The sequence below is a fragment of the Kitasatospora sp. NPDC127060 genome (assembly GCF_042724935.1).
Classification (GTDB): Bacteria; Actinomycetota; Actinomycetes; order Streptomycetales; family Streptomycetaceae; genus Kitasatospora.
This window is the reverse complement of the sequence record NZ_JBHXEG010000002.1, coordinates 56,175-80,969: the sequence shown is the minus strand read 5'-3', so window position 1 is coordinate 80,969 and position 24,795 is coordinate 56,175. Positions and strand designations below refer to the sequence as shown.

Below are 24,795 nucleotides of genomic sequence, written 5' to 3'. Positions count from 1 at the left end.
TCAAGGTCTATACCAATGTGGTCGTTGCTCCTACGCTGCCGAACCGGGACCGGCCCGCGCGAGGCCGTCCGGGAAACGAGGATGCCCGTGGGAGCACTCACGCTGACCGGGATCGAGAACGCGGCACGCGACCGACTCCCGTCGGAAATATGGGATTTCATCGAAGGCGGCGCCGACGCGGAACGCACCCTGACGGCGAACCGGGAGGTGTTCGGGCACCATGCACTGCGCCCGCGCACCCTGGTCGACGTCTCCGCCTGCGACCCCGCGCTGACCCTGCTCGGCGCACCGCTGCGACTCCCGCTCGGCATCGCCCCGATGGCCTACCACCGGCTCGTCGACCCGGAGGGCGAGACCGCCACCGCGCGCGCCGCCGGCCGGGCCGGCGCCCTGTTGGTCGCCGCCATGTTCGCCAGCCGCACCCTGGAGGAGATCGCCGCGGCCGCCACCGGCCCGCTCTGGCTCCAGCTCTACTGGCTGCGCCACCGTGCCGCCCTGGCCGACCTGGTCGAACGTGCCGAGGCGGCCGGCTTCCGGGCCCTGGTGCTGACCGTGGACGCGCCCAGGATCGGCCGCCGGCTGCGCGACCGGCGCAACGGCTTCGCCATCCCGCCGACCGTCCGCGCGGTCAACCTGGACGACCGCCTGATGTCCGCCAGCCACCGAGCGGCCGACGGCAGTTCGGGCATCGCCGAACACGCCCGCGAGCAGTTCGACCCCACCCTGACCTGGGCCGACCTGGCCTGGCTGCGCGCCCGCACCCGGCTGCCGCTGGTCCTCAAGGGCGTCCTCACCGCCGAGGACGCCCGGCTGGCCGTCGACCACGGCGTGGACGCCCTCCTGGTGTCCAACCACGGCGGCCGCCAACTCGACGGCGCACTACCGGCGCTGTCCGCCCTGCCCGAGGTGGTCGACGCGGTGCCCGGCGACCTCCCGGTGCTGTTCGACGGCGGGGTCCGGACCGGCACGGACATCGCGATCGCCCTCGCCCTCGGCGCCCGGGCCGTGCTGATCGGCCGGCCCGCCCTCTGGGGTCTGGCCGCCGACGGCGAGGCCGGGGTGCACCGGGTGCTCCGGCTGCTGCACGAGGAACTCGACCACACCATGGCCCTGTTGGGCCGACCCCGGCTCGCCGACCTGGGCCGCGACGCCCTCGCCCGCTGGCCCCGACCGACCGGCTGAACCCCTCCGCACCCGCGCCACGTTCTTTCCAGAGGAGCACCGATGACCGCACCGAACGACCGCTTCCCCGGCTGGGACTGGGACGACCCGGAAGGACTGGACACCCGCCTGGACGCGTTCAGCGCCCAGGTCGCCACCTGCGAGAAGCTCGAAGCCCGCCCCGGCGCCCTGCCGCACGACCACGCCCAGCTGCGCGAACTCGGCATCACCGGAATCGAGTTCGCCGCCTTCCGGACCGCCCATCCGGAAGGGCTCGGCACCGACCTGGCCACCCTGCGCAGCCCCGCCACCGACACCGGGCCCGCCGGCGCCACCGAACCCGGCACCCTCTACCGGGTCGACGGCGACCGCTGGTTCACCCAGCTCGACATCGCCCGGCCGCTGCCCTTCGCCGACGCCAGCGTCGACTGGGTCTACGCCGAGCACCTGATCGAGCACGTCACCCTGCCGGTCGCGGCCGGCTGGCTGCGCGAGGCCCGCCGGATCCTGCGCCCCGGCGGCGTGCTGCGCCTGACCACCCCCGACCTCGCCCGCTACCTGGTCGGCTACGCCACCGGGGACGGCTTCCTCGCCAAGCACCGCCGCCGCCTCACCACCCTCGGCTTCGGCCCGCCGATGCCCGCCCGCCCGGCGTTCCTGGTCAACCAGATCTTCCGCCACTACGGCCACCAGTGGATCTACGACCTGGACGAGCTGCGCCACGTGCTCACCCTGGCCGGGTTCGGCCCCGAGCAGATCCGGCAGTGCGCCTACCGCCAGGGCCTCCGTTCGGACGTCGCCGACCTCGACACGGCCTTCCGCACGGACGAGACCGTCTACGTTGAGGCCGACCGGTAGGGCCTGTCCGCCCGACCGCCGCCGAAGCCCGCCGAGCCGCCGCCCGACCGCCTCCGAACCACCGCCGAACCGCCGCCGAACGGACCACCACCCATGCCCCTGCACCCCCAGGCCGAGGCCGTGCGCGCCCATCGCGCGCGCAGCGGCGCCCCGCCGCTCTACACCCTCACCCTCGCCGAGGCCCGCGCCGCCGACCTCGCCGACATCCGGGCCGCGGCCGGCGCCCCCGAACCGGTCGCCGCCGTCGAGGAGCACCGCATCCCAGGCCCCGGCGGCGAACTCGCCCTGCGGCTCTACCGGCCCGACCCGCCCGGCCGCCCGTCGCCCGCCCTGCTCTACCTGTTCGGCGGCGGGTGGACCCTCGGCTCGGTCGACACCAGCGACGCGATCTGCCGCCGCCTGACCAACGCCGTCGGCTGCGTCACCGCCTCCGTCGGCTACCGGCTGGCCCCCGAACACCCCTTCCCCGCCGCCCTGCACGACTGCCGTGCCGCGCTCCACCGACTCGTGGACCGTTCAGCGGAGTTCGGCATCGACCCGGACCGGATCGCGGTCGGCGGGGACAGCGCCGGCGGTAACCTCACCGCCGCCCTCACCCTGCTGCTGCGCGCCGAGGGCGGTCCGGCGCTGCGCCACCAGCTGCTGGTCTACCCCAACACCGACCACGCCGCCGACACCCCGTCGCTGCGCGAACACGACGACCCGCTGCTGTTCAACCGCCGCTCGGTGGCCTGGTACTGGGGCCACTACCTGGCCGACCCGGCCGACGGCGCCGCCCCGTACGCCTCCCCGCTGCGCGCCGCCGACCTCTCCGGCCTGCCGCCCGCGACGGTCCTCACCGCCGAGTACGACCCGCTGCGCGACGAGGGCGAGCAGTACGCCGCGGCGCTGCGCGCGGCCGGCGTCCCGGTGGAGCTGCGCCGTTACCCGGGCGTGCCGCACGGCTTCTTCGCCATGACCGGCACCCTGGACGCCGCCGCCGAGGCCCAGGCCCACGCCGCCGCCCGACTGCGGGAGGCCCTGCGGTGACCCTGCGACTGGAAGACCTGCACGGCTCGCTCGCCGACCCGCTGCTGGACGCGATGACCTTCCTCAACGAGGTCACCACCCGCTACCCGGAGGCCGTCTCCTTCGCCCCCGGCCGCCCCTACGAGGGCTTCTTCGAACCCGAGGACGTCCCCGCCTACCTGGAGGCCTTCCTCGACCACCTGGCCGACCGCGGCCTCGACCGGGACGCCGTGCGCACCGCGCTGTTCCAGTACGGCCCCACCAAGGGCATCATCGCCGACCTGGTCGCCCGCACCCTCGCCAACGACGAGGGCCTCACGGTGGCGTCCGAGGCCCTGGTGCTCACCGTCGGCGCCCAGGAGGGCATGCTGCTCGCCCTGCGCGCGCTGTGCGCCGGCCCCGAGGACGTGCTGCTGGTCAGCTCGCCCTGCTACGTCGGCGTCACCGGCGCCGCCCGGCTGCTCGACCTGACCACCCTGCCCGTCCCGGAGGGCCCCGACGGTGGCCCCGACCCGGAGGCCGTCCGCGCCGCCGCCCGTTCCGTCCGGGCCGGGGGCAGGCGTCCGCGCGCCCTGTACGTCGTCCCGGACTTCGCCAACCCCTCCGGCACCAGCATGCCGGTCGAGGCCCGCGGCCGACTGCTGGACGCGGCGGCCGAGGAGGGCCTGCTGGTCATCGAGGACAATCCGTACGGCTTCTTCGCCCGGACCCCGGGCCTGCGGCCCACCCTGAAGGCACTGGACCGCCGCCGCCAGGTCCTCTACCTCGGTTCCTTCGCCAAGACCTGCTTCCCCGGCGCCCGGGTCGGCTACGTCGTCGCGGACCAGGAGGTGGCCGGGCCGGGCGGGCGGCGCAGCCTGCTGGCGGACGAACTGGCCAAGCTGAAGAGCATGACGACGGTCAACACCCCGGCGCTCAGCCAGGCCGTCATCGGAGGCATGCTGCTCGCCCACGACTGCAGCCTGCGGTCCGCCAACGCCCGCGCCACGGCCCACTACGCGGCCGGCATGGACACCTTGCTCCGGGAGCTGGAGCGGCACTTCCCGGCCTCCGAGCAGCGCCGGCTGGGCGTCTCCTGGAACCGGCCGGAGGGCGGCTTCTTCGCGGTGCTGACGGTGCCGTTCCGGGCCGACGACGCGGCGATGGAGCGCTGCGCCCGCGAGTACGGGGTGCTGTGGACGCCGATGGCACCGTTCTACCCGGCGGGCGGCGGGGAGCACCGGCTGCGGCTCTCCATCAGTTCGCTGACTCAAGCTCAGATCATCGAAGGCGTCGGCAAGTTGGCGTCGTTCATGACGGCATGAAGAGCATCAGTAGGGGCCCGGCTCGCCGTCACGAGCCGGGCCCCTGCGGTTACGGACGGGCCCGCGCCGTCAGCGCACCCGGGTGGAGAACAGCCGCGCCGACCAGTACACCGCCACCACGGTCATTAGCAGGACCACCAGCAGCCCCTGCCAGACCGCGGCGTCTCCGGCGTGCCCGGAGAACAGCGCGCGCATGCCCTCCACCGCCCAGTAGAAGGGGTTCCACCTGGCGAGCTGCTGCAGCCACTGCGGTGCCAGGGTGAGCGGCAGCAGTACCCCGGAGAGCAGCGCGATCGGCTGGGCGATGGTGTTCACCACCGGCGACATCGCGGCGTCGGTGGGCACCATCAGCGCGATGCCGAAGGAGATCGCCGAGGTCATCAGGGCCAGCAGGCCCAGCAGCAGGTAGGCGAGCAGCAGGTTCAGTGGGCTGACCCGCAGGCCGAACGGCAGCGCGATCAGGGTGATCAGGACGGCCTGCACCAGCAGCGCCACCATCTCCCGCAGCGCCCGGCCGAGCAGGAGTGCCAGCCGGCTGACCGGGGTGACCCGGGAGCGCTCGATGATCCCGGCCTTGAGCTCGCCCAGCAGGCTGAAGCCGGTGAACAGCCCGCCGAAGATGCAGAGCACCGCCAACAGGCCCGGCACGTACACCTGGTAGGCGTCGGCGTAGCTGCTGGCGCCCTGCGGGGCGAGCACCTTCTTCAGCAGCGGGGCGAACAGGAGCAGGTAGAACACCGGCTGGATGATGCCGACGGCGATCCAGATCGGGGTTCGGATCATGAGCAGCAGCTGGCGCTGGAGGACCAGCCAGGTGTCGCGGGCGAGCTTCACGGTCTCCCCAAGGGGTCGGGCCGGCAGGGCGGTCGGGCCGGGTCAGGACTGCTGCAGCGAGCGGCCGGTGCGGGCCAGGAACACGTCGTCCAGGCTGGGCCGTTGGAGCTGGACGGTGCCGGGCGTGACCCCCGCCGCCTCCAGGGCGCGCAGCAGCCGCGGGATGGCGGTCGCGCCGTCCTCCAGGTACAGCCGCAGCCCCTCCTCGCCGTTGGTCTCCAGCCGGTGCAGGTACGGCTGGGGGCGCAGCACCTCGGCCGCGCGCCCGGCGACGTCCTCGCCGGGGGTGAGTCCGAGCAGCACCACGTCGCCGGAGATCTCGCGCTTGAGCGCCGTGGGCGTGCCCTCGGCCACCACCTGGCCGTGGTCGACGATGGCGACCCGGTCGCAGAGCGCGTCGGCCTCGTCCAGGTAGTGGGTGGTGACGACCACGGTCATGCCCTCGGTGCGCAGCCGGCGGATCTCCTCCCAGAGGTGGGCCCGGCTGGCCGGGTCCAGTCCGACGGTGGGCTCGTCCAGGAACAGCACCTGCGGCTGGTGGATCACCCCGAGGGCGATGTCCACCCGGCGGCGCTGGCCGCCGGAGTAGGTGGCGCACGGGCGGTCGCCGAAATCACCCAGGTCGAAGGCCTTGAGGGCGTCCGCGGCGGCCTGGACGGCCGGCGCCTTGGCGGAGCCGTACAGCCGGGCCTGGAGCACCAGTTCCTCGCGGGCGCTGACGTTGTCGGTGGTGCCGCCGCCCTGGGCGACGTAGCCGATCCGGCGGCGGACCCCGGCCGGGTCCTTGACCAGGTCGGCCCCGGCGATGGTGGCCCGGCCGCCGTCCGGGCGGATCAGGGTGGCCAGCATGCGCAGGGTGGTGGTCTTCCCGGCGCCGTTGGGGCCGAGGAAGCCGTAGATCTCGCCGGCGGCGACGGACAGGTCGATGCCGCGGACGGCGTCGACGGTGGGGTCCTCGCCGCTGCGGCGGGAGGTCTTCTTGCGGTAGGACTTGCGCAGTCCCGCGGTCTCGATCAACCGGAACTCCCGTACGGGGATGGGCTGCCACGGCACCCGGGGACCGGGCCGGCTCGGCGCCTGTGCAGGCGGTGTTGCTGCGACACCCTAGGGGCGGACCCCACCCGGAGACAATGGCCTAGACCAATGGACGTGTGGTCCGCTCTTCTGCTAAAGGGGTCCACTCAAGGGGGTTCACGGCGCCAGTGCCGCCAGCCGGTCCGCCGCGACGGCCGCCCCGCCGCCCGCCAGCAATTCGCGGCCGACCTGAACCGCCCTGGCCCGGTAGTCCGTTGCCCCGAGTACGGCGGTCAGCGCCGCCGCCAGTCGCTCGGGCGTCACCCGGGCGAACGGCACCCGCAGGCCCGCCCCGGCCGCCGCCACCTGCGCGGCGACGAACGGCTGGTCGTGCCGGATCGGCGCGGTCACCAGCGGCACTCCGTACGCCAGGGCCTCGCCCACGGTGTTCATCCCGCCGTGGCAGAGCACCGCGTCCAACTCGCCGCGCGCCAGCAGCTCCAGCACCGGCGCCCGGTCCACCGCCACGGAGTGCGGCGGCAGTTCGGGCAGCAGCTCGCGCGGCGCGGCGAACACCGGCTGCACCTGTGGGCCGCACAGCTCCAGCGCCCGGGCGGCCCGGGCGAGGAAGTCCGCGCCCAACGCGCCCGCCAGCGTGCCCATGGTGACCAGCACCCGTCGCCGCCCGGGCAGCAGCCGCTGCCAGGGGAAGTCCGGGTCGTGCGGGCGCGCCGAGAGCACCGGGCCGACCAGCGCGTGGTGCGGCGGCGGGGTGCTCCCGGTCAGCGCCGGTCCGGTGGTCGCCAGCACCAGGGCGGGGGAGAAGCGCGGGTCCAGGTACTCCTCGGCGGGCAGCCGGGCCCGCTCCCACAGTCCGCGCAGCAGCCCGGTCATCCATGCCTCGACCTGCGGCAATGCCCGGTAGGGGCGGCCCAGTTCCATCGCCCCGGGCGCGAAGCCGGCCCACGGCAGGCCGTGCCGGTGGGCCACCAGCGCGCCCGCCGGGGTGTGCTGGTCGACCAGCAGGACGTCCGGCCGGTACTCCCGCACGATGGTGTCCAGCGGCTTCGCGGTGAACCGCGCGTACGGGACGATGAATCCCTCCCAGAGCGAGCGCAGCGCCGCCAGGCCGTGCCCGCCCTGGGTGCGGAACGCCCGGGTGCCGGTGCCGAGCACCTGCGCGTCCGGGCCGAGCAGCGGCCGCAGCACCGACTCCGTGCCGGTCCAGGCGACGTGGTGGCCGCGCGCGGTCAGTTCGGCGGCGATGCCCGACGCCGGGTTGACGTGCCCGGTGAGCGGGGGCATCACCAGCAGGAACCGGCTCATCGTCCGTCCTCCTCGGGGAGCAGGGCCTGGAGGTCGGCCACGGTGAGCGCTTCGAGCGCGGCGAGGTCCAGCCGGGAGCGCAGGCCGGCCAGGTCGGCGGCCGGGCCGAAGCGTTCGGGCAGCCGGGCGGCCAGCTCGGCGAGTTCGCACTCGTCCAGCAGCAGGTCGCCGTCCAGTCGGGCGTCCGGGGTCAGCCGGTGCTCCCAGCCGGGCGGCGCGGTGGCCACCTCGGCCAGCAGGGCGGCCAACGCCGGATTCAACGGGGCCGCTGAGCTGGGCGGTTCACGATCTGGCAAGGGAGTTTCTCCCGTCCGGTCGACGGTGCAGGGTGGTGGGGCGCGGTGGCCCCGGTGCCCCGGAGGGGGCGGCCGGTCGAGCGCCCGGCCGAGGGGGCCGGGAACGTGACGGCTGGGGCGGGCGCGAAGGAGAAGGGCCCGAGATCACTTGTGCGACCAGGCGGGCGTCGGAATACTAGCCCGGGTGACCGCACTGGAGGCAGTGGCCGTTCACCTCCCCCCGACCGCCGTTCCCATCGAGGCGGTGGGCGAGCGCATCGGCCTGACCCCACGTCAACTCCGTCTCTTCCGCCGCTTCCACGGCCTGGACCAGCTGCGACTGGATCCGGCCGGGAGGCTGCCCGACCTGCTCGACGCAACCCTCGACGCCCTGCCGGAGCTGCGCGGACGCGAGCGGCACGTCCGCTTCGTGATCCACGCCCGCAGCATGCCGGTGGCCGTGCCCTACCCGCTCAACCCCTTGCACCAGTTGCTCGCCGAGCGCGGACTGGCGCACGCGAACGCCTTCACCGTCACCCACCACGCCTGCGCGGTGGGCCTGTTGGCCATCGACCTGGCCGGCCGGCTGCTGGCCGGCGACCCCGATCCGCAAGCGCTGGCGCTGGTGCTGGCGGGGGAGAAGACCTTCACCAAGGACGCCCAGGTGGTGCCGGAGACCGGCATCTTCGCCGAGGGTGCCGCCGCCTGCCTGGTCAGCGCGGACGGGCCGCGGCACCGGGTGCGCTCCTTCGCGGTGCGCCAGCGCCCGGAGTTCGACGGCCGGTTGGCCGGGGACGCCGAGCTGCTCGCCCGCTACCAGCGCGAGTACCCGAACGTCATGGTGGAGGCCATCGAGGCCGCACTCGGCGAAGCCGGTCTGGACCTCTCCCAGCTGGCCGCGGTGCTCCCGCACAACGTCAACCAGGCATCCTGGCGGATGATAGCGCGCCGGATCGGCTATCCGCTGGAGAAGGTGGTGCTGGACAACGTGCTGTCGGTCGGGCACAGTTTCGCTGCAGACAGCCTCATCAATCTCCACACCGCCACCACGCGGGGGCTGATCCGCCGCGGCGACCACTACCTGATCGCCGCCGCCGGCGTCGGGGCCACCTTCTCCGCGATGGTGATGCAGTACTGACGATCCGTCAGTCCGCGACTCGAACCCCCGAGCGCGCTTCCCCCGTAGTGAACACCAGAGCACACCTCCACGTACGACGGGACGGGACACCCATGTCAGAACCCGTGGTCCAGACCACTGACCCCGAACTGCGCGAGCGCATCCTGCACGGCATCGGCGAGCTGCTGCCGCGCGTGCTCAAGCGCGAACTGCCCGAGATCCCGGCAGACGCCTGCCTGTTCGACGACCTCGGCCTCACCTCGGCCGGCACCATCGAACTCATCCTGGAACTCGAGGAGGCGCTCGACATCCAGGTCGACGTCGAGCAGATCACCGAGGACGACCTGCGGTCGGTCACCAAGCTGGCCGAGTACGTCGCCGGGCACCTCATCGCCGAGGGCTGACCGGGTGGTCGCCGGTACCCCCGCTCCTCCCGGTCTGCGGATCACCCGGGCCCTGGCCCGGTGCTTCGACGGCCGCTCGGAGACCTCGCTCGACCCCGACCTGAGGGTCTTCGTCTCCGACCTGGTCCGCCCGTACGGCCTGCCGCTGCGCGAGGACCTGCTGCGCGAGGGCGTCGGCCACTCCTACGAGGAGCTGGCCGCCGGCCTGCTGGGCGCGGCAGTGGCCGAGGACGAGCCGGTGGACCTGCTGATCCTCGCCTTCGACACCCCGGACGTGCGCCCCGGCGCACCGTCCTCGCTCGCGCTCAGCCGCTCCGTCCCGGGCGAACCGCTGGCCTTCGCGGTCTGCGACCAGGGCGGCGCCGCGGCCTTCACGGCACTGCGGCTGGCGGCCGACTACCACCGCACCGGAGCCTGCCGCCGGGCCGTGGTGGTGCTGGCCGAGCAGACCGCGCTGCACTACGAGCCGGCCGAACCGGTGGCGCTGCCGCAGCGGCACGCCGCGGTGGTGCTGGTCTGCGAGGAGGCGCCGGGCGCCGGGTTCGCGGTGCGGCAGCTGCCCGGCACCGACCGGCCGGAGCCCGTGGTCCGGGCCCGGGCGGCGGAACTGGGCCCCGGGGCGGCCGTACTGGACGCGACCGGGGCCGGGTGCGGCCCGCCCGCCCAGCCCTTCACCGGCCTCTGGGCACAGCTCGCCGAGCGGCTGCCCGAGTGGCGGGAGCAGCAGCGGCCACTGCTGCTGGCCGGGCTGGACCGCCGGCTCGGGGTGCTCAGCGTGTTGGTGCAGCCGTGACCGGGCTCGAACTCCGGCTGATCCCCACCGACCAGCCGCCGGACGTGGTCGCCCGGCTGTGGCGGACCCTGGACGCCGAGGAACAGGCCCGCGCGGTACGGGCGGACGCGCTGCGCCGCGACCGTTTCACGGTGGTGCGCGGCGCCGTCCGACAGCTGGTCGCCGAACGGCTGGGTGTCCGCCCGGCCGAGGTGGCCTGGCGGCGGGGGCCGCACGGCAAGCCGGAGCCGGTGGACGCGGGCGGGTTGCGGGTGAACTGGTCGACCGCCGACTCCCTCGCCGTGCTGGCCCTCACCGAGGGCCGGGCGGTCGGCGTCGACGTGGAGCGGCTGGGGGAGGCCCGGTCGGCCGAGCGGATGGCCGCCCGCTGGTTCCCCTTCGAGGAGGCGCGCTTCGTCGCGGAGCCCGCCGAACCCGCCGAGCGGGCGGCGCGGTTCGCCGCGCTGTGGTGCCGCCGGGAGGCGTGTGTGAAGGCGTACGGCGGGCGACTGACGCAGGCGTTCGGGGTGTCGGTGGCGGGCCGGTCCCCGCTGCTGCTGGCTGATCCGGGCCCGCTCGGAGCCGGCCCGGTGGGGCTGTGCGACGTGCCCGTCCCGGAGCCGTACCGGGCCGCCGTGGCCACCGTCGGCGGCTGTCCGGAATACATCAACTCAACTGTGTGGCAAGTAAATTGACTACTGATCAGTTTGCCTGGACGATCACCGGCAAGCGCTGGTAACGTCCGGCCGTATCCCCCGCTGAGACCTTTCCGGCGAGCCGAGAGGCACGTACGACGTGACTGCGCACCACGATGCACCGCTCGACGCGGCACCGCTCGACGATGCACCGCTCGACCCGACACGGTTGGCCGCGACGCTGCCGGATCTGCCCCGGGGCGGCCGGCACGTCACCGTCCGCTTCGCCGCGACCAGCGGCGGCTCGGGCCCGCTCACCCGTGGCCAGGACAACATGGTCCGGTGCATCCGGCGCGACACCCCCGAGCAGATCAACAAGGAGTCGGTCTGGCCCGTCCCGCCCGGCACTTCGACGGCCGCCGGGCTGACCGCCCTGCGGCTGCTGGTCGAACGGCACGAGTCGCTGCGGACGTCCTTCCCGCCCGGCTCCGGCCCGGACGCCTTCCCGGAGAGCCAGGTGGTGCACGGGGACGGCCGGTTCACCGTCACCCTGGTCGAGACCGAGGGCCTGGAAGGCCATGAACTCGACTCCCTGGCAGCGCAGTTGGGGCGGGACGACGTCGCCGTCCCGCTGGCGCTGACCGCCGTTCCGAGGATCCGCTTCACCCTGGTGACCGAGGGGCCGCGAGTGCTCCGGCTGATCGCCGTGGTGTGCCACGCCGGCGCCGACGGCGCCGCCACCGCCCTGCTGATCCAGGACTGGTACGCCCTGGCCGCCGGGAAGGAACTCCCGCCGGTCACCGCCCCGACCCCGATCCAGATCGCCGCCGCCGAGCAGAGCCCGCAGGGCCGCCGCCGGGCCAGCGGCGCGCTGCGGCACTGGGCGAAGGTGCTGGGCTCCGGCCCGCAGGTGGTCTTCGCCGACTCCCGGATCACCGGCCCGCCGGGCGAGCACGGGGCCCTGCTGGTCCGCGCCCGCGGCGCGGCCGCGGACCTCGCCGCGGTCTGCCGCCGCACCGGCGCCAGCCCCTCCGTCGTCCTGCTCGCGGCCTTCTCCGCGCTGGTCGCCCACCGGGCCGACCGCACCGAGCTGGCCATCGCGGCGCTCTCCGCCAACCGGCAGCGCGCCGCCCTGCTCGACCACGTCGGCACCCTCGCCCAGGACGCCCTGATCCTGCTGGACGCCGGTGCCGAGGACCTCGACCGGCTGATCGGGCGCGCCAAGTCCGCCTCGCTGAGTGCCTACTGGCACAGCGTCCTGGACGCCGAGCAGATCTGGCAGCTGGTGGAGGACGCCGCCCACGTGCGCGGCTCCCGCTTCGCCCGCCAGGTGGTGGTCAACGACCTGAGCCTCACCATTCCCACCGCTGTCGCCGACGCCCAGCCGGTGCCGAGCGCGGACCCGGAGCTCACCGCGCTGCCCGCCCCGCCGCTGCCGGTCCGGCTGATGTTCACCATCCTGCGGATCGGCGGCAGCCTGGACTTCGCCCTGACCGCCTGCCCCCAGGTGCTCGACCCCGAGGAGACCGAGGCTTTCGCCCAGGCCTTGCTCGCCCTCCTCGCGGCGGCCGCCGAGGGGCCCGTCCCGCTCGCCTCGCTCCCCGGGGCGCCCGGCCCGCCGGCACTCGGCCGGGACGGCGGCCAGGATGGCGGCCGGGAGGGTGACTGGCGGCTCGTCGACGGTTCCCGGATCGACCTGGCGGCCGTCCGCGCCCTGCTGGACGCCGCCCTGGACCCGGCCGAGGCACGGCGGATCACCGTCGAGGAAGGCCGGTTGACAGTCGACCTGACCACCACCGATCCCCGGCTGACCCCCGCCGAGGTGCACCGCGCGGTGGTCGCCGCTCTGCCCGGCCGGGACACCGCGATCGCGCCGCAGCACTACCGGATCCGCTACCGGGGCCCGGACGGCGAGCGGCTCGACGCCGGCAGTGGCCGCGATCCGGAGGTCGTCGCCCGGCTGGCCGCACTCACCTGAACGTGGGACGGAGGGGCCGCCGGGCCGCTCTCACCCCAACGGGTCCGCCCCGCCCTCCGGGCCGGCCTCGCCGAACCCCCACGGCGGCTCCCAGGAACAGGCCGCGGTGGCCCCGGAGGTGAGGCCCCACGGGTTCGGCACCTCCTGCGCCTCCTCCTCGTCCCCGTCCTGCAACGGCAGCCGGTCGATCACCGCGACCAGTGCGGGCGGCAGTTGGGGCGCCAGCCCCCGGTGCACCCGGGACAGGATGTCCCGCCGCACGTCCTCCGGGAGCAGCGGCCGACTCATTCGCAACGTCCTTGGCCCGGGCGGCCGTTCGGTCGCGGACAGCTGTTCGGACCAGGCCCGCCAGTAGTCGGCGTCGTCCGTCTCGCCGAGCTTCAGGTGGTGCAGATGGAGGCAGTAGGCGGCCGTTCCGCTGCCGGAGCCGGCCGCGAAGCGCCACCAGAACTCGGCGCCCTCCTCCTTGCCGGTGGCGTACAGCAGGGCGCCGAACACCTCCGCGCCCTCCGGCTGGATCCGGCGCGCGTTGACCAGCAGGTCCAGCCCCCGGGAGGCACACGGCGCGCCCAGCACCAGGGCGACCACCAGGCCGAGTTCGAAGGCGGCCTGCTCGTGCTCGGAGGGCAGGTGGGCCGGGGCGGCGGTCAGCCGGGCCTGGCGCACGGCCGCGATCCGCTCGGCGTGGGCGCGTTCGGGCCGGGGCACGCGGAACACCGTGCGCCCCCCGATCGCCGCGCCCGCCCCGCCCACTGCACCCGCCCCGCCCGTGGGCCCGCCCCGCCGGTCCGCGGTCATGCTTCGCCGCCCTGGTCCGGAAGTTCGCCCACCCCGAGCCGGCGCGCCAGCCGCTCCCGGGCGTGCCGGAGGTTGGAGTGCACCGTCGCCACCGGCCGGCCCAGGTACGCCGCGATCACCTTGGCGTGCAGGCCCAGCAGGTAGCGCAGGATCACCACGTCCCGCTGCCGGTCCGGCAGTTCGAGGATCGCCGCGTACAGCCGCACCTCGTCCGCCTCGCTGTGCAGCAGTCCGTCGGCGACCTGCTTGAACGCCCCGATCACGGCCGCGAAGGTGACGGCCTCCACCTCGACCGGCTCCTCGGCGGACACCCAGTCCCCGACGTGCCGGTTCGCCAACCGCCAGGCGTACGCTGCCGGTTCCTCGAACCGCAGCACCTGCGGCCAGCAGCGGGCCAGATCGGCCTTGACCGCCTCGACCACCAGCATCGCGTCGGCCTGGCTGCCTATTCTGGTCAACGCGAGGGCGTGCCAGGCGGGTTCATGGGTCTCGCAGAACGCGGCGTAGGTGAGGTCCAGGCGCAGGCCCGCCTCCATCACCACCACCGCCGCCCGCTCCGCCGCGGCCGCGGCGGCCTGCTCCACCGCCGTCCCTCCGCGGTACCCGCGCGCCGGGGCACCCCTGTCGATCGTCATCGAGCCTGCTTTCCGTGGCCGCCGGCTGCTCACCGGGCCACTCGAGGGTCGGGCTGTCCGCGCCCATCCTCATTCCACCAGGCCGGTCACTCCATGCGGCAAAGCGAATACAGATTGTCATCCCATCCGATCCGTGGGCGGGATCAGGCCACCGGGGCGGTGATTGGCCCCCCGGTACGGTGGGCAGCAATCGGACCGTGACCGCGATGCCGAGGGGAGCGCGATGAGCCTCTACGACGGGGTCGACCTGCGGCTGAACGTGCCGCACTCGGCCCGGATGTACGACTACTACCTCGGTGGCTTCACCAACTTCGCCGCCGACCGCGAGGCCGCCGGCCACGTCCTCGCCGTCGCCCCGTGGCTGCGCGAGGCCGCCCGCGCCAACCGCTCCTTCGTGCACCGCTCCACCCGCACCCTCGCCCGGGCCGGCATCGACCAGTTCCTGGACATCGGCACCGGCATCCCCACCTCGCCCAACCTCCACGAGGTCGCCCAGAGCGTCCGGCCCGGCGCCCGGGTCGTCTACGCCGACAACGACCCCATCGTCCTGACCCACGCCCAAGCCCTGCTCACCGGCACGCCCGAGGGCCGCACCGCCTACGTCGAGGCCGACATCACCGACCTGGACGGGCTGCTCGCCGCACCGGGCCTGCGCGAGACCATCGACCTGAGCCGCCCGGTCGCGCTCTCCCTCAACGCGCTGCTCCACTTCGTCCCCGACGCCCGCGGCGCCCACGAACTGGTCGAACACCTCAAGTCCGTGCTCGCGCCCGGCAGCGCCCTGGTGATGACCCACGTCACGCCCGACTTCGCCCCCGAGGAGATCCGCCGGATCGTCGGCATCTACGAGGCCGCCGGCACCGCGGCCCAGGCCCGCACCCGCGCCGAGTTCACCCGCTTCTTCGACGGCTGGACCCTCCTGCCGCCCGGCGTCGTCCCCACCCCGCACTGGCGGCCCCGCCCCGACGATCCGGCCGTCTCGGCCTCCGACGCCTCCGCCTACGCGGGTGTGGCACTCCGGCCCTGAGCACGGGCTGCCCGCCCCGCCGGCGAACCGTCCGAGCGGCCACCGCCTGCCCCGTCTGCCCCGCCGTCCCCGGCCTTTTCCGGTCGTCCCGGGATCGGCCCGGGACGACCGGGGACGGAGAGGGACGGACTCCACCGGTGTCAGGGTGTGAGCGGGCGGCGCCGACGGGGCGCACGCCACACCCTTCACCCACTCGGGGACCACCATGAAGCTCTCCCTGCGGAACGCCGTGTCCGCGGCCTCCACCCTGGCGCTCGTCGCCTCGGGCCTGCTGTTCGCCTCGGGTTCGGCCTCGGCCGCCACCTCCTGCTACGCCGACAGCTGCACGGGCCTCGACCCGGCCAACACCATCTGCCAGAACGACGCGCGGACCGTCGCCTACACGGCTCCCGACGGTGACGCGCAACTGCGCTACAGCCCGACCTGCCGTGCCGCCTGGGCGCGCGCGACCGGTGGCAGCTACGGCGGCACCCAGATCACGATCCGGGTGGAGAACAACAAGGGCGCCTCTTACAGCGCCGTGTACAACGGCAACGGCACGATCTACACCCGGATGGTCAACGACAAGGACATCCTGTCCCGGGCCTACTTCCAGTACGACAACAACTGGGGCTACTCGGAGTGGTACTGACCGGCCCGCGGGCCGTCACGGCGGCGCCGCACGCGCCGGCCTGACGGCCCCGGCGGCCCACCCGTGCGCCCGCGCCGCCGCGGCCCCAGACTGAGTGGTGAACCGCTGCCGCCCCGCGAGGGAGACGCATGCTGCTGGGACTCACCACCGCGCTGGTCGCCACCGCCTGCTTCGGCTTCGGGGCGGTGTTCCAGGCGCGCGGGGCGCGGTCGGCGCCGCGCGCGGACCGGGTGCGGGCGGGGCTGCTGGCGGCGCTGCTGCGGTCCTGGCAGTTCATCCTCGGGACGGTCCTGGACATCCTGGGCTTCGTGCTGAGCATCGTGGCCCTGCGCAGCCTGCCGCTGTTCCTCGTCCAGGCCGTCACCAACGCCAGCTTGGCCGTCACCGCCCTGGCCGCCGTCTGGCTGCTCGGCGCGCGGCTGCGCCCGGGCGACCTCGTGGGCATCCTCGCGGTGGTCGTCGGCCTCGGTCTGCTGGCGCTGGGCTCCGGCGAGGAAGGCCGGGAGTACGCCCCGGCGGCCTTCCACTGGGCGCTGCTGGCGACCACCGTCATGATGCTGCTGGCCACCCTGGTACTGGTGCGCCGGGAGGGCACCGTCGCTGCCGCCGGCCTGGGCCTGCTCGCCGGCGTCGGCTTCGGGATCACCAGCCTCGCGGTGCGCATCCTGGACGCGTCCGGCCTCACCGCCGTGCTCACCGACCCGGCCGCCTACGCCCTGGCGCTCGGCGGCCTGGGCGGCTACCTGGCGTACGCCCTCGCTCTGCAACGCGGCACGGTTACGGCCGCGACCGCCGCCGGAACGGTCGCCGAGACCTTCGGTCCGGCCCTGGTGGGGGTGGTGGCGCTGGGGGACTCCGCGCGCCAGGGTTTCGCCTGGTGCGCCCTGACCGGCTTCGCGATCGCGGTCGGCGGAACGTTCCTGCTGTCCCGCTTCGGTGAACTGGAGGACGAGTCCGCCGAACTCCCGGCCCCGCATCCGGACGGAGGCGGCGTCCGCCGTCCCGCCCCGGTAGCCCGGACGGCTCTGCCGTGCGAAGGTGACGTGCCGGACAAAACGGCCGGCAGGACGTCCAGGGAGCGGCAGGTGCGCGATGGCTGAGCGAGCCACCACGGAGCGAGCCACCACGGAGCGAGCCACCACGGAGCGAGCCACCACGGAGCGAGCCACCACGGAGCGAGCCCGGGCCCGGCCCGGCCGGTCGGACCCGACCGCCCGCCCCGTCGCGCTGATCACCGGCGCCTCCTCGGGCATCGGCCTGGCCACCGCCACCCGGCTGGCCGACGCCGGCTGGCAGACCCTGCTCTCCGGCACCGACCGCGCCCGCCTCGACGCCCTCGCCGAGCGCACCGGTGGACACGCCCTGCCGGAGGACCTGAGCAAACCGGACGGCCCGGCCCGCCTCGCGGAGGCCGCGCTGGCCACCGCCGGCCGGGTGGACGCCCTGGTCGCCAGCGCCGGCCTCGGCTGGCGCGGCCCGTTCGCCGACACCCCCTCCGACACCCTCGACCGGATGATCGAGGTCAACCTCGCCGCTCCGCTGCGCCTGGTCCGCCTGCTGCTGCCGGGCATGCTCGAGCGCCGCCGCGGCCGGATCGTGCTGCTGGGCTCGATGGCCGGCCAGGTCGGCGTGCGCGAGGAGTCCGGCTACTCGGCCACCAAGGGCGGGCTGGCGATGTTCGCCGAGAGCCTCTGGTACGAGCTGCGCGGCACCGGTGTCGGCGTCCGCCTCGTCCTGCCCGGCGCGGTGGACACCCCGTTCTTCGACCGACGCGGCACCCCGTACCAGCGCGAACGCCCCCGCCCGGTCTCGGCGGAGCGGGTCGCGGCCACCGTGGTCGCGACCATCACCACCGAACGGGACCGCCTCTTCGTCCCGCACTGGCTCGGCTTCCCGGCCCGGATCCACGGGGCCGCCCCCGGCGTGTTCCGCCGGATGGCCGCCCGCTTCGGGTGAGTCCCGGAGCCAGGGCGCTGTTCGCGGCGGCCGCCGTCGAGTTGCTGCACCTCGCCCCGGCGGCGGTCCGCCTGCCGCCGGTGCGCCGCACCCTGGCCCGCCGCACCGCCGGCTACGGCACCGCCCCGGGCCACCTCGCCCTCACCTTCGACGACGGCCCCGACCCGCGCAGCACCCCGTACGTCCTCGACGCCCTGGACGAACTCGGCGCCCGCGCCACCTTCTTCCTGCTCGGTTCGATGCTGGAGCGCGCCCCCGCGCTCGGCCGTGAACTGGTGCTGCGTGGCCACGAGGTGGCCGTGCACGGCTGGCACCACCGGCCGCAGTGGTACCCGACTCCGGCCCGAGACCTGCGCGAACTGCGCCGCGCCACCGAGGCGGTGACCGACCTGTGCGGCGCCCGCCCGCTCTGGTACCGCCCGCCGTACGGCGTGCTGACGGCCGGTCCGGCACTGGCCGCCCGCAGCCTGGGCCTGCGCAGCGTGCTCTGGACCGCCTGGGGCCGGGACTGGACGGCCGCGGCCACCGGCGACTCCGTCTACGCGACCGCCCGCCCCGGCCTCACCACCGGTGCCACCCTCCTGCTGCACGACTCCGACTGCACCTCCGCGCCCGACTCCTGGCGCGCCACCCTGGCCGCCCTCCCGCTGATCGCCGCCCACTGTCGCCGCCGCACCCTCACCCTCGGCCCGCTCCGCGACCACGCCGTCCCGCACCTTGCCCGCGCCGCACGGTAGTTGGGGCGAACGACGGGCGCGCCCACCACCGGGTGGGCGCGCCGAACACGCGGGGAGGCGTCCATGCCCGGATACTCGGGCGGACCGGGCCACACGTCCGGGAGTGCCGTGAACGGCCCGAGCCGCTTCTCCGACACCGTCACCACGGACACCCGGGGCCCGACGTACTTCCCGGTCCAGCGTCCGCGCCGACTGAACGCGCGGCGGACGGCCCCGGGGCCTCACCCCAGCCCGACCCGCTCCAGCGCCGCCCCGAACCCCTTCTGCCAGGCCTCCGGGGTGGCGCCCGGCGAGGGGTCGGGCTCCGGCCGGCCCAGCGCCGCCATGGCGTTGCGGACCACCTCGGCCGGCCGGGCGGTGGCGACGTCGGCGTGGCCGAGCTCCAGTTCGTGCTGGAGGTTGTCCCGCCCGTGGCCCTGGACGACGTCGAGCAGCAGCAGCCGGCGCCCGAGCGCCCGGGCCTCGCTGCAGGTGTCGCCGGAGCTGGTGACGACCAGGTCGGCGGCGGCCATCAGGGCCGGGATCCGGTCCGTGTAGCCGAAGGCGTGCAGTCCCGGCTGGTTGCGGGCGGCCGCCCGCAACCGCTGTTCGAGCTCCCGGTTGCGCCCGGCCACGGCGAGCACGTGCGGTCCGGCGGCGGCCAGCGAGGCGGCGGTGCGGGCGATCGGTCCGAGCCCCCAGGAGCCGGACATCAGCAGCACGCACCGGCCGTCCGCCGGCACGCCGAACTCGGCGCGGGCCGCGGCCCGGCCCGGCGGCCGGTAGAACGGCTGCCGCAGCGGCGCGGGGACGACGCACACCGGGGCGTCGGGCCGGTAGCGGCGCACGGCGCAGGCGGCGACCTCCGAGGTGACCAGGAACAGGTCGGTGCCCTCCTGCACCCAGAGCCGGTGCGGGGTGACGTCCGTGCAGAACACGAAGTGCCGGAAGTCCCGGCGCGGCAGCCGGTTGACCGCCGAGCTGGCGGTGGCGAACACCGAGACCACCAGCTCGGGGCGTTGCGCCTCGATCAGTTCGCCCAGCGCCGGGACGAGCCGGCTGCGTGCGGCCGCGTCGGCGAGCAACGCGAGCCGGGTGCCCGGGCGCAGCGCGGCGAAGTGGAAGGCGTCGTAGACCCCGGGCAGGTCGAGCAGCCGCCGGAAGACGGCCTCCCCGGCGGCGCCCGACCGCTGGCCGAGCAGGGCCATGGCGTCCACGGTGCCGGTGGTCCAGCCGCGTTCGCGCAGGGTGTCCGCGCAGGCCTGGGCCATCACGTCGTGTCCCTGGCCGAGCGAGCCGGAGACCAGCAGGGCGTGCGGCATCGGGCGGCCCGGTCAGCCGGCGGCGGGTGCGGCGGCGGTGGCCCGGTACCAGTCGGCGTAGCGGTGCACGCCGTCGGCGAAGTTGGTCCTCGGCGACCAGCCGAGCAGCCGCTTGGCCTGGGCGGAGGAGATCCGCCGCCCGGTGTAGTCGGCCTTGCGGCCGTCGATGTGCTCGATGGTGACCGGGCCGAGCAGCCGGTCGACGGTGTCGGCGATGTCGCGCACCGAGACGGCGGCGGACCCCTCCAGGGCGAAGGTCTGGTCCTCGGCGCTGGGGGAGAGGGCCCGGACGTGGGCGTCGGCGAGGTCCTCGACGTAGACGAAGTTGCGGCTCTGCCGACCGTCGCCGGCGATGGTGATCGGCCGTCCGGCGAGGGCTGCCTGGACGAACCGGGCGACGACCAGTTCGTCGCGCATCCGCGGACCGTACGGGATGCCGTAGCGCAGGATGGTGAAGTGCTGTCCGTACAGCTCGCGGTAGCTGTGCACGAGCATCTCGGCGGCGAGCTTGGTGGCCACGTACAGGTGCCCGCTGTGCTCCAGCTCGATCGGTACGTGTTCGTCCAACTCCTGTTCCCCGCCGTCGAGTTGATCGTCGGTGAGGGCGGCGCCGTAGACCCACACGGTGCTAGCGAGGACGGTGCGGCTGAGCCCGCTGCGCCGGGCCGCCTCCAGTACCGCCTCGGTGCCGTCGATGTTGGTCCGCACCGCCCGGACGGGGTCCGCGGAGACCTGTTCGACGTCAGCCATCGCGGCGAGGTGGTAGACCACTTCGCGGCCGGCCAGCGCCGAGGTCAGCGCGGGCAGGTCGAGGACGTCGATCCGGGCGTGCTCGGCGTCGGGGTTGAGGTACTTGTCGGTGGTGTCCACGGCGAGGACTTCGTGCCCGGCCGCGATCAGGTGGTCCACGACGTGTGAGCCGATGAACCCGCAGCCACCGGTGACGGCTATCCGCACGGTCTTGCTCCTTTCGCGCCGGCTATCCGGCTCGCTCCCGCTACCCGGCCATCCGCCGGTGCACGGTCGAGACGGCCTCGATCACCAGCTCCGTCTCGTCCTCGGTCATGTCGGAGTGCACCGGCAGGCAGACCTGCCGGGCGCAGACGTCCTCGGCCACCGGCAGCGGCCCGCCCCGGTAGGGGGCGAGCACCGGCTGCAGGTGCAGCGGCAGGTCGTACACCTCGCCGGACAGCCGCACCCCGAACTCCTCGGCCACCGCCCGCTTGAAGGCCGTACGGTCGACGCCGGGCGCCAGCAGCGCCACGTACTTGTAGTAGTTGCCGCGGCTGCCGGGCGGTTCGAGCACCGGCCGAAGCCCGTCCACGCCGGCCAGGGCGTCGTCGTAGCGGCGGGCGACGGCCCGGCGGGTCTCGATGAACTCCTTGAGCCGGCGCAGGTGCACCGCGCCGACGGCGGCGTGCAGTTCGCTCATCCGCCAGGAGTAGCCGAGCCGGACGTGGTGGTTGGTACCGAAGGAGCCCTTGCCCTGGTCGCGGAAGATGTGCGCCTCGTCGCGCAGCTCCGGCGACTCGGTGAGGATCATGCCGCCCTCGCCGCTGGTGGTCACCTTGGTCGGGTAGAAGGAGAAGGCCCCGGCCAGACCGAACGTCCCGGCGGCGCGGCCGCCCAGGCTGCTGCCGTGGGCGTGCGCCGCGTCCTCGACGAGCGGGACGCCGTGCCGGTCGCAGAGCGCTCGCAGCGCGTCCACCTCCGGGGTGACCAGTCCGCCGATGTGGACGAGTACGACGGCTGCGGTATCCGGGGTGAGGGCCGCCGCGAGGGTCTCGGGGGAGAGCGCGAGGGTGGCCGGGTCGACGTCGGCGATCACCGGGCGGCCGCCCGCGTGGACCACCGCGCCGGCCGTGGCGTAGAAGGTGACGGCGGGGACGACCACGTCGCGGCCGCGGACGTCGACGGTGCGCAGGATGACCTCCAGCGCCGCCGTGCCGCTGCTCACCGCGACGGCGTGGGAGGCGCCGTGCTCGGCCGCGAAGGCCTGCTCGAAGCGCTCGGTCCACGGGCCGAGGGTCAAGGCGCCGGTGGTGAGCATCTCGCTCACGGCGTCGGCGACGGCCGCGCGGTCGTTCTCGTCGAACACGATGCGGGCGGCTGGCACACCCATGGGGCACCTCCGGCGGCGGGCTGTCATCAGCACCGATCGGGACGGGTCGGCCCGGACCGGATGGAAACGGTCAGGCCAGTGGCCCATCACGCTACTTCGACCGGACGGCCGCGGCCCGCCGTCACCGCCCGCACGGGTGACCCGCGAGTGCTCCCGCCGCAGGCCACCGGCCACCCCCGGCTGCTCCCGGGGGAGGCCGCGCGCTCCGCCGTACGGGGGAGGGTCGTACTGCGTCCGCAGTACGCAAACGGCCTGCGGAGAGATGACGACGGAGGAGGGGGCGGTGATCAAGGATTGGCCATGCTGCGAGCGGACCGCCTCCGGGCATCCGTGACCCGCACCCGTCCCCGCCCGCATCTGCTTCCGAATCCGAAGGAGTCCGCTCTCCCGTGGCCACGTTCCTCTACCGCCTGGGCCGATGGGCCTTCGTCCGGCGCCGGCTGGTGACCCTGCTGTGGGTCGCCGTGCTGGCGCTCGCCGGAGTCCTGGCGGCCAAGGCGCCCGCCGCACCCGACGACGGATTCTCGATGCCCGGCACGGAGGCGCAGAAGGCCTTCGACCTGATGAACGAGCGCTTCCCCGGCGGCCACGCCGACGGCGCCTCGGCCCGTCTGGTGTTCGTCGCGCCCTCCGGCCAGAAGATCACCGCCGGGCCGAGCCAGCAGGCCGTCGAGAAGACGGTCGCCGAGCTCGCCCACGGTGAGCAGGTCACCGGAGCGGTGGACCCGTTCAAGATGCCGGGCGCCGTCTCCAAGGACGGCTCGACGGCCTACGCGACGGTCAACTACTCCGCGAAGGCGGGCGAGGTCTCCAAGGGCGCCACGGACGCGCTCCAGCAGGCCGCCCAGCACGCCCGGGACGCCGGGCTCAAGGTCGAGATCGGCGGCAACGCGCTGATGGCCAAGCCCGACGCGGGCGGCAGCAGCGAGGCGATCGGCATGGCGCTGTCCGCGGTCGTCCTGGTGATCACCTTCGGTTCACTGGTCGCCGCCGGCCTGCCGCTGCTCACCGCCGTGATCGGCGTCGGCCTCGGCATGTCGCTGATCACCGCGTTCGGCAGCGCGCTCGGACTCTCCTCGACCACCGGCACGCTCGCCATGATGCTCGGTCTCGCGGTCGGCATCGACTACGCCCTGTTCATCGTCTCCCGCTACCGGGCCGAGCTCGCCGAGGGCCGCACCCCGCAGGAGGCGGCCGGCCGGGCCATCGGCACCGCCGGGTCCGCGGTGGTCTTCGCCGGCCTCACCGTGGTGATCGCCCTCGCCGGGCTCTCCGTGGTCGGCATCCCGATCCTCGCCAAGATGGGCATGGCCGCCGCCGGGACGGTCGTCATCGCCGTGCTGGTCGCGCTCACCCTGGTGCCCGCGCTGCTCGGCTTCATCGGCCGCCGGGCCCTGCCCCGCAAGGTCCGCAAGGCCCAGGGCACGCCGCAGCCGGCCGGTGCGAAGGAGAACGGCGGCGCCCGCTGGGCCCGGTTCATCGTGCGCCGCCCGCTCGGGGTGCTGCTGCTCGGCGTGGTCGGCCTCGGCGTGCTCGCCGCCCCCGCGCTCGACCTGCGGCTCGGCCTGCCCGGCGACGAGGCCAAGCCCACCTCCACCACCCAGCGCCGGGCCTACGACCTGCTGTCCGAGGGCTTCGGCCCCGGCTTCAACGGCCCGCTGACCGTCCTGGTGGACGTCAAGGGCACCGCGGATCCGAAGGCCGCCGCCGGTGAGGTCGCCAAGGCCGTCTCCGGCGTGCCCGGAGTGGTCACCGTGACGCCGCCGATGTTCAACAAGGCGGGGGACACCGCCCTGGTCAACGCCGTCCCGGCGACGGGACCGGCCGAGGCCGCGACCAAGGACCTGGTCCACACCATCCGCGGTCAGGCGGCCGGGCTCAAGGCCTCCACCGGGGCGACGGTCCTGGTCAGCGGTACGACGGCGATGAACATCGACGTCTCGCAGAAGCTCAGCGACGCGCTGGTGCCCTACCTGGCGGTGGTCGTCGGCCTCGCCGTCCTGCTGCTGCTGGTGGTCTTCCGCTCCGTCCTCGTCCCGGTCAAGGCGGCGCTCGGCTTCCTGCTCTCGGTGGCCGCCGCGCTGGGCGCGGTCGTCGCGGTGTTCCAGTGGGGCTGGCTGGCCGACCTGATCGGCGTGGAGCAGACCGGCCCGGTGATGAGCATGATGCCGATCTTCATGATCGGCGTGGTCTTCGGCCTCGCCATGGACTACGAGGTCTTCCTGGTCACCCGGATCCGTGAGGCCTACGTCCACGGCGAGGAGCCGGGCGAGGCCATCGTCACCGGCTTCCGGCACAACGCCCGGGTGGTCACCGCCGCCGCCTTCATCATGATCGCCGTCTTCGCGGGCTTCATCGGGATGAGCGAGCCGATGATCAAGATGATGGGTCTGGGCCTCGCCGCCGCCGTCGCCTTCGACGCCTTCGTGGTCCGGATGACGATCGTCCCGGCCGTCCTCGCCCTGCTCGGCCGCCGCGCCTGGTGGCTGCCGGGCCGGCTCGACCGCCTGATACCCGACGTCGACGTCGAGGGCAGCAAGCTGCACACCGCCGCCCCCGAACCGGCCCCGGTCAAGGAGTCGGTCACCGTCTAGGTCCGGCACCACCTGGTACCGCCCGACGGCTAGTCGGCCCCGGTACCGACCGGCCCGGTCCGAGCACCCCTCGGGCCGGGCCGGAACCACCCGGACCGGGCCTCCCAGTCGGGCGGTCCGGTCCGGCCCGGCGCCGGTCGGCTCGGACAGCGGTTCGAGCCCCAACCGTTACCGTTGCAGTCGGGGCCGCCGCCCGCGCGGAGGCCCCCACCCGGCGCGGCCCCCCCCCCCCGGGGGGGCCGCCCGCCCGGCCGGCGCGGGGCGGGCGGGGGCCCCCCCCCCCGCCGGCCGCCGACGGCGGTGAGGTC

General features: G+C 74.6%; 24 protein-coding genes. 15 read left to right on the top strand and 9 right to left on the bottom strand.

All coding sequences use genetic code 11. From position 1 onward, the window contains the following. The first annotated feature begins 81 nt into the window (after positions 1-81). From ACFWIS_RS02310 to ACFWIS_RS02295, 4 genes are all read left to right on the top strand, one after another. Positions 82-1,182: an alpha-hydroxy acid oxidase gene (locus tag ACFWIS_RS02310; protein WP_380452290.1), complete on the top strand. Its 1,101-nt coding sequence runs from the start codon at positions 82-84 to the stop codon at positions 1,180-1,182. 42 nt (positions 1,183-1,224) lie between these two features. Continuing rightward, positions 1,225-2,019, top strand: a complete 795-nt coding sequence (locus tag ACFWIS_RS02305; protein WP_380452293.1) for a methyltransferase domain-containing protein — start codon at positions 1,225-1,227, stop codon at positions 2,017-2,019. A gap of 93 nt (positions 2,020-2,112) precedes the next feature. After that, positions 2,113-3,048, top strand: coding sequence for an alpha/beta hydrolase (locus ACFWIS_RS02300; RefSeq protein ID WP_380452295.1), 936 nt, complete (start codon positions 2,113-2,115; stop codon positions 3,046-3,048). Further along, entirely contained in the window at positions 3,045-4,331 is a 1,287-nt protein-coding gene (locus ACFWIS_RS02295) for a PLP-dependent aminotransferase family protein (RefSeq protein WP_380452298.1), read from the top strand. Before ACFWIS_RS02300 ends, ACFWIS_RS02295 begins: the two co-directional genes overlap by 4 nt. Before the next feature lie 69 nt (positions 4,332-4,400). Here ACFWIS_RS02295 and ACFWIS_RS02290 read toward each other — a convergent pair whose 3' ends face one another. The 4 genes from ACFWIS_RS02290 to ACFWIS_RS02275 all read right to left on the bottom strand — a co-directional run bounded on the left by ACFWIS_RS02290 (position 4,401) and on the right by ACFWIS_RS02275 (position 7,753). Further along, complete coding sequence (locus ACFWIS_RS02290) at positions 4,401-5,165, bottom strand: ABC transporter permease (RefSeq protein WP_380452301.1); 765 nt, start codon at positions 5,163-5,165, stop codon at positions 4,401-4,403. 42 nt (positions 5,166-5,207) lie between these two features. Next, a complete protein-coding gene (locus tag ACFWIS_RS02285; RefSeq protein ID WP_380452303.1) occupies positions 5,208-6,182 on the bottom strand; it encodes an ATP-binding cassette domain-containing protein in 975 nt (324 codons plus the stop codon). 174 nt (positions 6,183-6,356) lie between these two features. Then, the gene (locus tag ACFWIS_RS02280) at positions 6,357-7,505 is read right to left on the bottom strand and encodes a glycosyltransferase (protein ID WP_380452305.1); all 1,149 of its coding nucleotides are present in this window, start codon (positions 7,503-7,505) and stop codon (positions 6,357-6,359) included. Further along, a complete protein-coding gene (locus ACFWIS_RS02275) occupies positions 7,502-7,753 on the bottom strand; it encodes a hypothetical protein (RefSeq protein ID WP_380452307.1) in 252 nt (83 codons plus the stop codon). Before ACFWIS_RS02275 ends, ACFWIS_RS02280 begins: the two co-directional genes overlap by 4 nt. 232 nt (positions 7,754-7,985) lie before the next feature. On the opposite strand from ACFWIS_RS02275, the gene ACFWIS_RS02270 reads away from it, so the two are divergent. The 5 genes from ACFWIS_RS02270 to ACFWIS_RS02250 all read left to right on the top strand — a co-directional run bounded on the left by ACFWIS_RS02270 (position 7,986) and on the right by ACFWIS_RS02250 (position 12,686). Beyond that, positions 7,986-8,918, top strand: coding sequence for a 3-oxoacyl-[acyl-carrier-protein] synthase III C-terminal domain-containing protein (locus ACFWIS_RS02270; protein ID WP_380452310.1), 933 nt, complete (start codon positions 7,986-7,988; stop codon positions 8,916-8,918). A gap of 92 nt (positions 8,919-9,010) precedes the next feature. Further along, the gene (locus tag ACFWIS_RS02265; RefSeq protein WP_380452312.1) at positions 9,011-9,301 is read left to right on the top strand and encodes a phosphopantetheine-binding protein; all 291 of its coding nucleotides are present in this window, start codon (positions 9,011-9,013) and stop codon (positions 9,299-9,301) included. Between the two features lie 4 nt (positions 9,302-9,305). Further along, positions 9,306-10,094, top strand: coding sequence for a hypothetical protein (locus tag ACFWIS_RS02260; protein ID WP_380452314.1), 789 nt, complete (start codon positions 9,306-9,308; stop codon positions 10,092-10,094). After that, entirely contained in the window at positions 10,091-10,768 is a 678-nt protein-coding gene (locus ACFWIS_RS02255; protein ID WP_380452316.1) for a 4'-phosphopantetheinyl transferase family protein, read from the top strand. The genes ACFWIS_RS02260 and ACFWIS_RS02255 overlap by 4 nt, the downstream gene beginning before the upstream one ends. 100 nt (positions 10,769-10,868) lie before the next feature. Further along, positions 10,869-12,686: a condensation domain-containing protein gene (locus tag ACFWIS_RS02250; RefSeq protein WP_380452319.1), complete on the top strand. Its 1,818-nt coding sequence runs from the start codon at positions 10,869-10,871 to the stop codon at positions 12,684-12,686. A 30-nt stretch (positions 12,687-12,716) separates the two neighbouring features. On the opposite strand, the gene ACFWIS_RS02245 is transcribed toward ACFWIS_RS02250, so the two are convergent. Together ACFWIS_RS02245 and ACFWIS_RS02240 are read right to left on the bottom strand one after the other, a co-directional pair. Then, a complete protein-coding gene (locus ACFWIS_RS02245; RefSeq protein WP_380452321.1) occupies positions 12,717-13,394 on the bottom strand; it encodes a hypothetical protein in 678 nt (225 codons plus the stop codon). An 86-nt stretch (positions 13,395-13,480) separates the two neighbouring features. Beyond that, positions 13,481-14,119: an RNA polymerase sigma factor gene (locus ACFWIS_RS02240; protein ID WP_380452324.1), complete on the bottom strand. Its 639-nt coding sequence runs from the start codon at positions 14,117-14,119 to the stop codon at positions 13,481-13,483. Positions 14,120-14,342: 223 nt separating this feature from the next. Between ACFWIS_RS02240 and ACFWIS_RS02235 the strand changes: the two genes are divergently transcribed. The 5 genes from ACFWIS_RS02235 (at position 14,343) to ACFWIS_RS02215 (ending at position 18,470) form a co-directional block, all read left to right on the top strand. After that, positions 14,343-15,146 carry an SAM-dependent methyltransferase gene (locus tag ACFWIS_RS02235; protein WP_380452326.1) on the top strand — a complete coding sequence of 268 codons (804 nt, stop codon included), beginning with the start codon at positions 14,343-14,345 and terminating at the stop codon, positions 15,144-15,146. A gap of 205 nt (positions 15,147-15,351) precedes the next feature. Next, a complete protein-coding gene (locus ACFWIS_RS02230; RefSeq protein ID WP_380452328.1) occupies positions 15,352-15,777 on the top strand; it encodes a DUF2690 domain-containing protein in 426 nt (141 codons plus the stop codon). Between the two features lie 128 nt (positions 15,778-15,905). Next, positions 15,906-16,877, top strand: a complete 972-nt coding sequence (locus ACFWIS_RS02225) for a hypothetical protein (RefSeq protein WP_380452331.1) — start codon at positions 15,906-15,908, stop codon at positions 16,875-16,877. Next, positions 16,870-17,733, top strand: coding sequence for an SDR family NAD(P)-dependent oxidoreductase (locus ACFWIS_RS02220; protein ID WP_380452333.1), 864 nt, complete (start codon positions 16,870-16,872; stop codon positions 17,731-17,733). The genes ACFWIS_RS02225 and ACFWIS_RS02220 overlap by 8 nt, the downstream gene beginning before the upstream one ends. Next, entirely contained in the window at positions 17,730-18,470 is a 741-nt protein-coding gene (locus ACFWIS_RS02215) for a polysaccharide deacetylase family protein (RefSeq protein ID WP_380452335.1), read from the top strand. Before ACFWIS_RS02220 ends, ACFWIS_RS02215 begins: the two co-directional genes overlap by 4 nt. A gap of 221 nt (positions 18,471-18,691) precedes the next feature. Here ACFWIS_RS02215 and ACFWIS_RS02210 read toward each other — a convergent pair whose 3' ends face one another. The 3 genes from ACFWIS_RS02210 to ACFWIS_RS02200 are packed head-to-tail and all read right to left on the bottom strand — an operon-like array spanning position 18,692 to position 21,893. Continuing rightward, entirely contained in the window at positions 18,692-19,771 is a 1,080-nt protein-coding gene (locus ACFWIS_RS02210) for a hypothetical protein (protein WP_380452338.1), read from the bottom strand. 12 nt (positions 19,772-19,783) lie between these two features. Then, positions 19,784-20,728, bottom strand: a complete 945-nt coding sequence (locus tag ACFWIS_RS02205; RefSeq protein WP_380452340.1) for an NAD-dependent epimerase/dehydratase family protein — start codon at positions 20,726-20,728, stop codon at positions 19,784-19,786. A 40-nt stretch (positions 20,729-20,768) separates the two neighbouring features. Then, a complete protein-coding gene (locus tag ACFWIS_RS02200; protein ID WP_380452342.1) occupies positions 20,769-21,893 on the bottom strand; it encodes a DegT/DnrJ/EryC1/StrS family aminotransferase in 1,125 nt (374 codons plus the stop codon). 389 nt (positions 21,894-22,282) lie between these two features. Here ACFWIS_RS02200 and ACFWIS_RS02195 point away from each other — a divergent pair, with 389 nt between their 5' ends. Next, entirely contained in the window at positions 22,283-24,487 is a 2,205-nt protein-coding gene (locus ACFWIS_RS02195) for an MMPL family transporter (protein WP_380452344.1), read from the top strand. Positions 24,488-24,795: the final 308 nt, after the last annotated feature.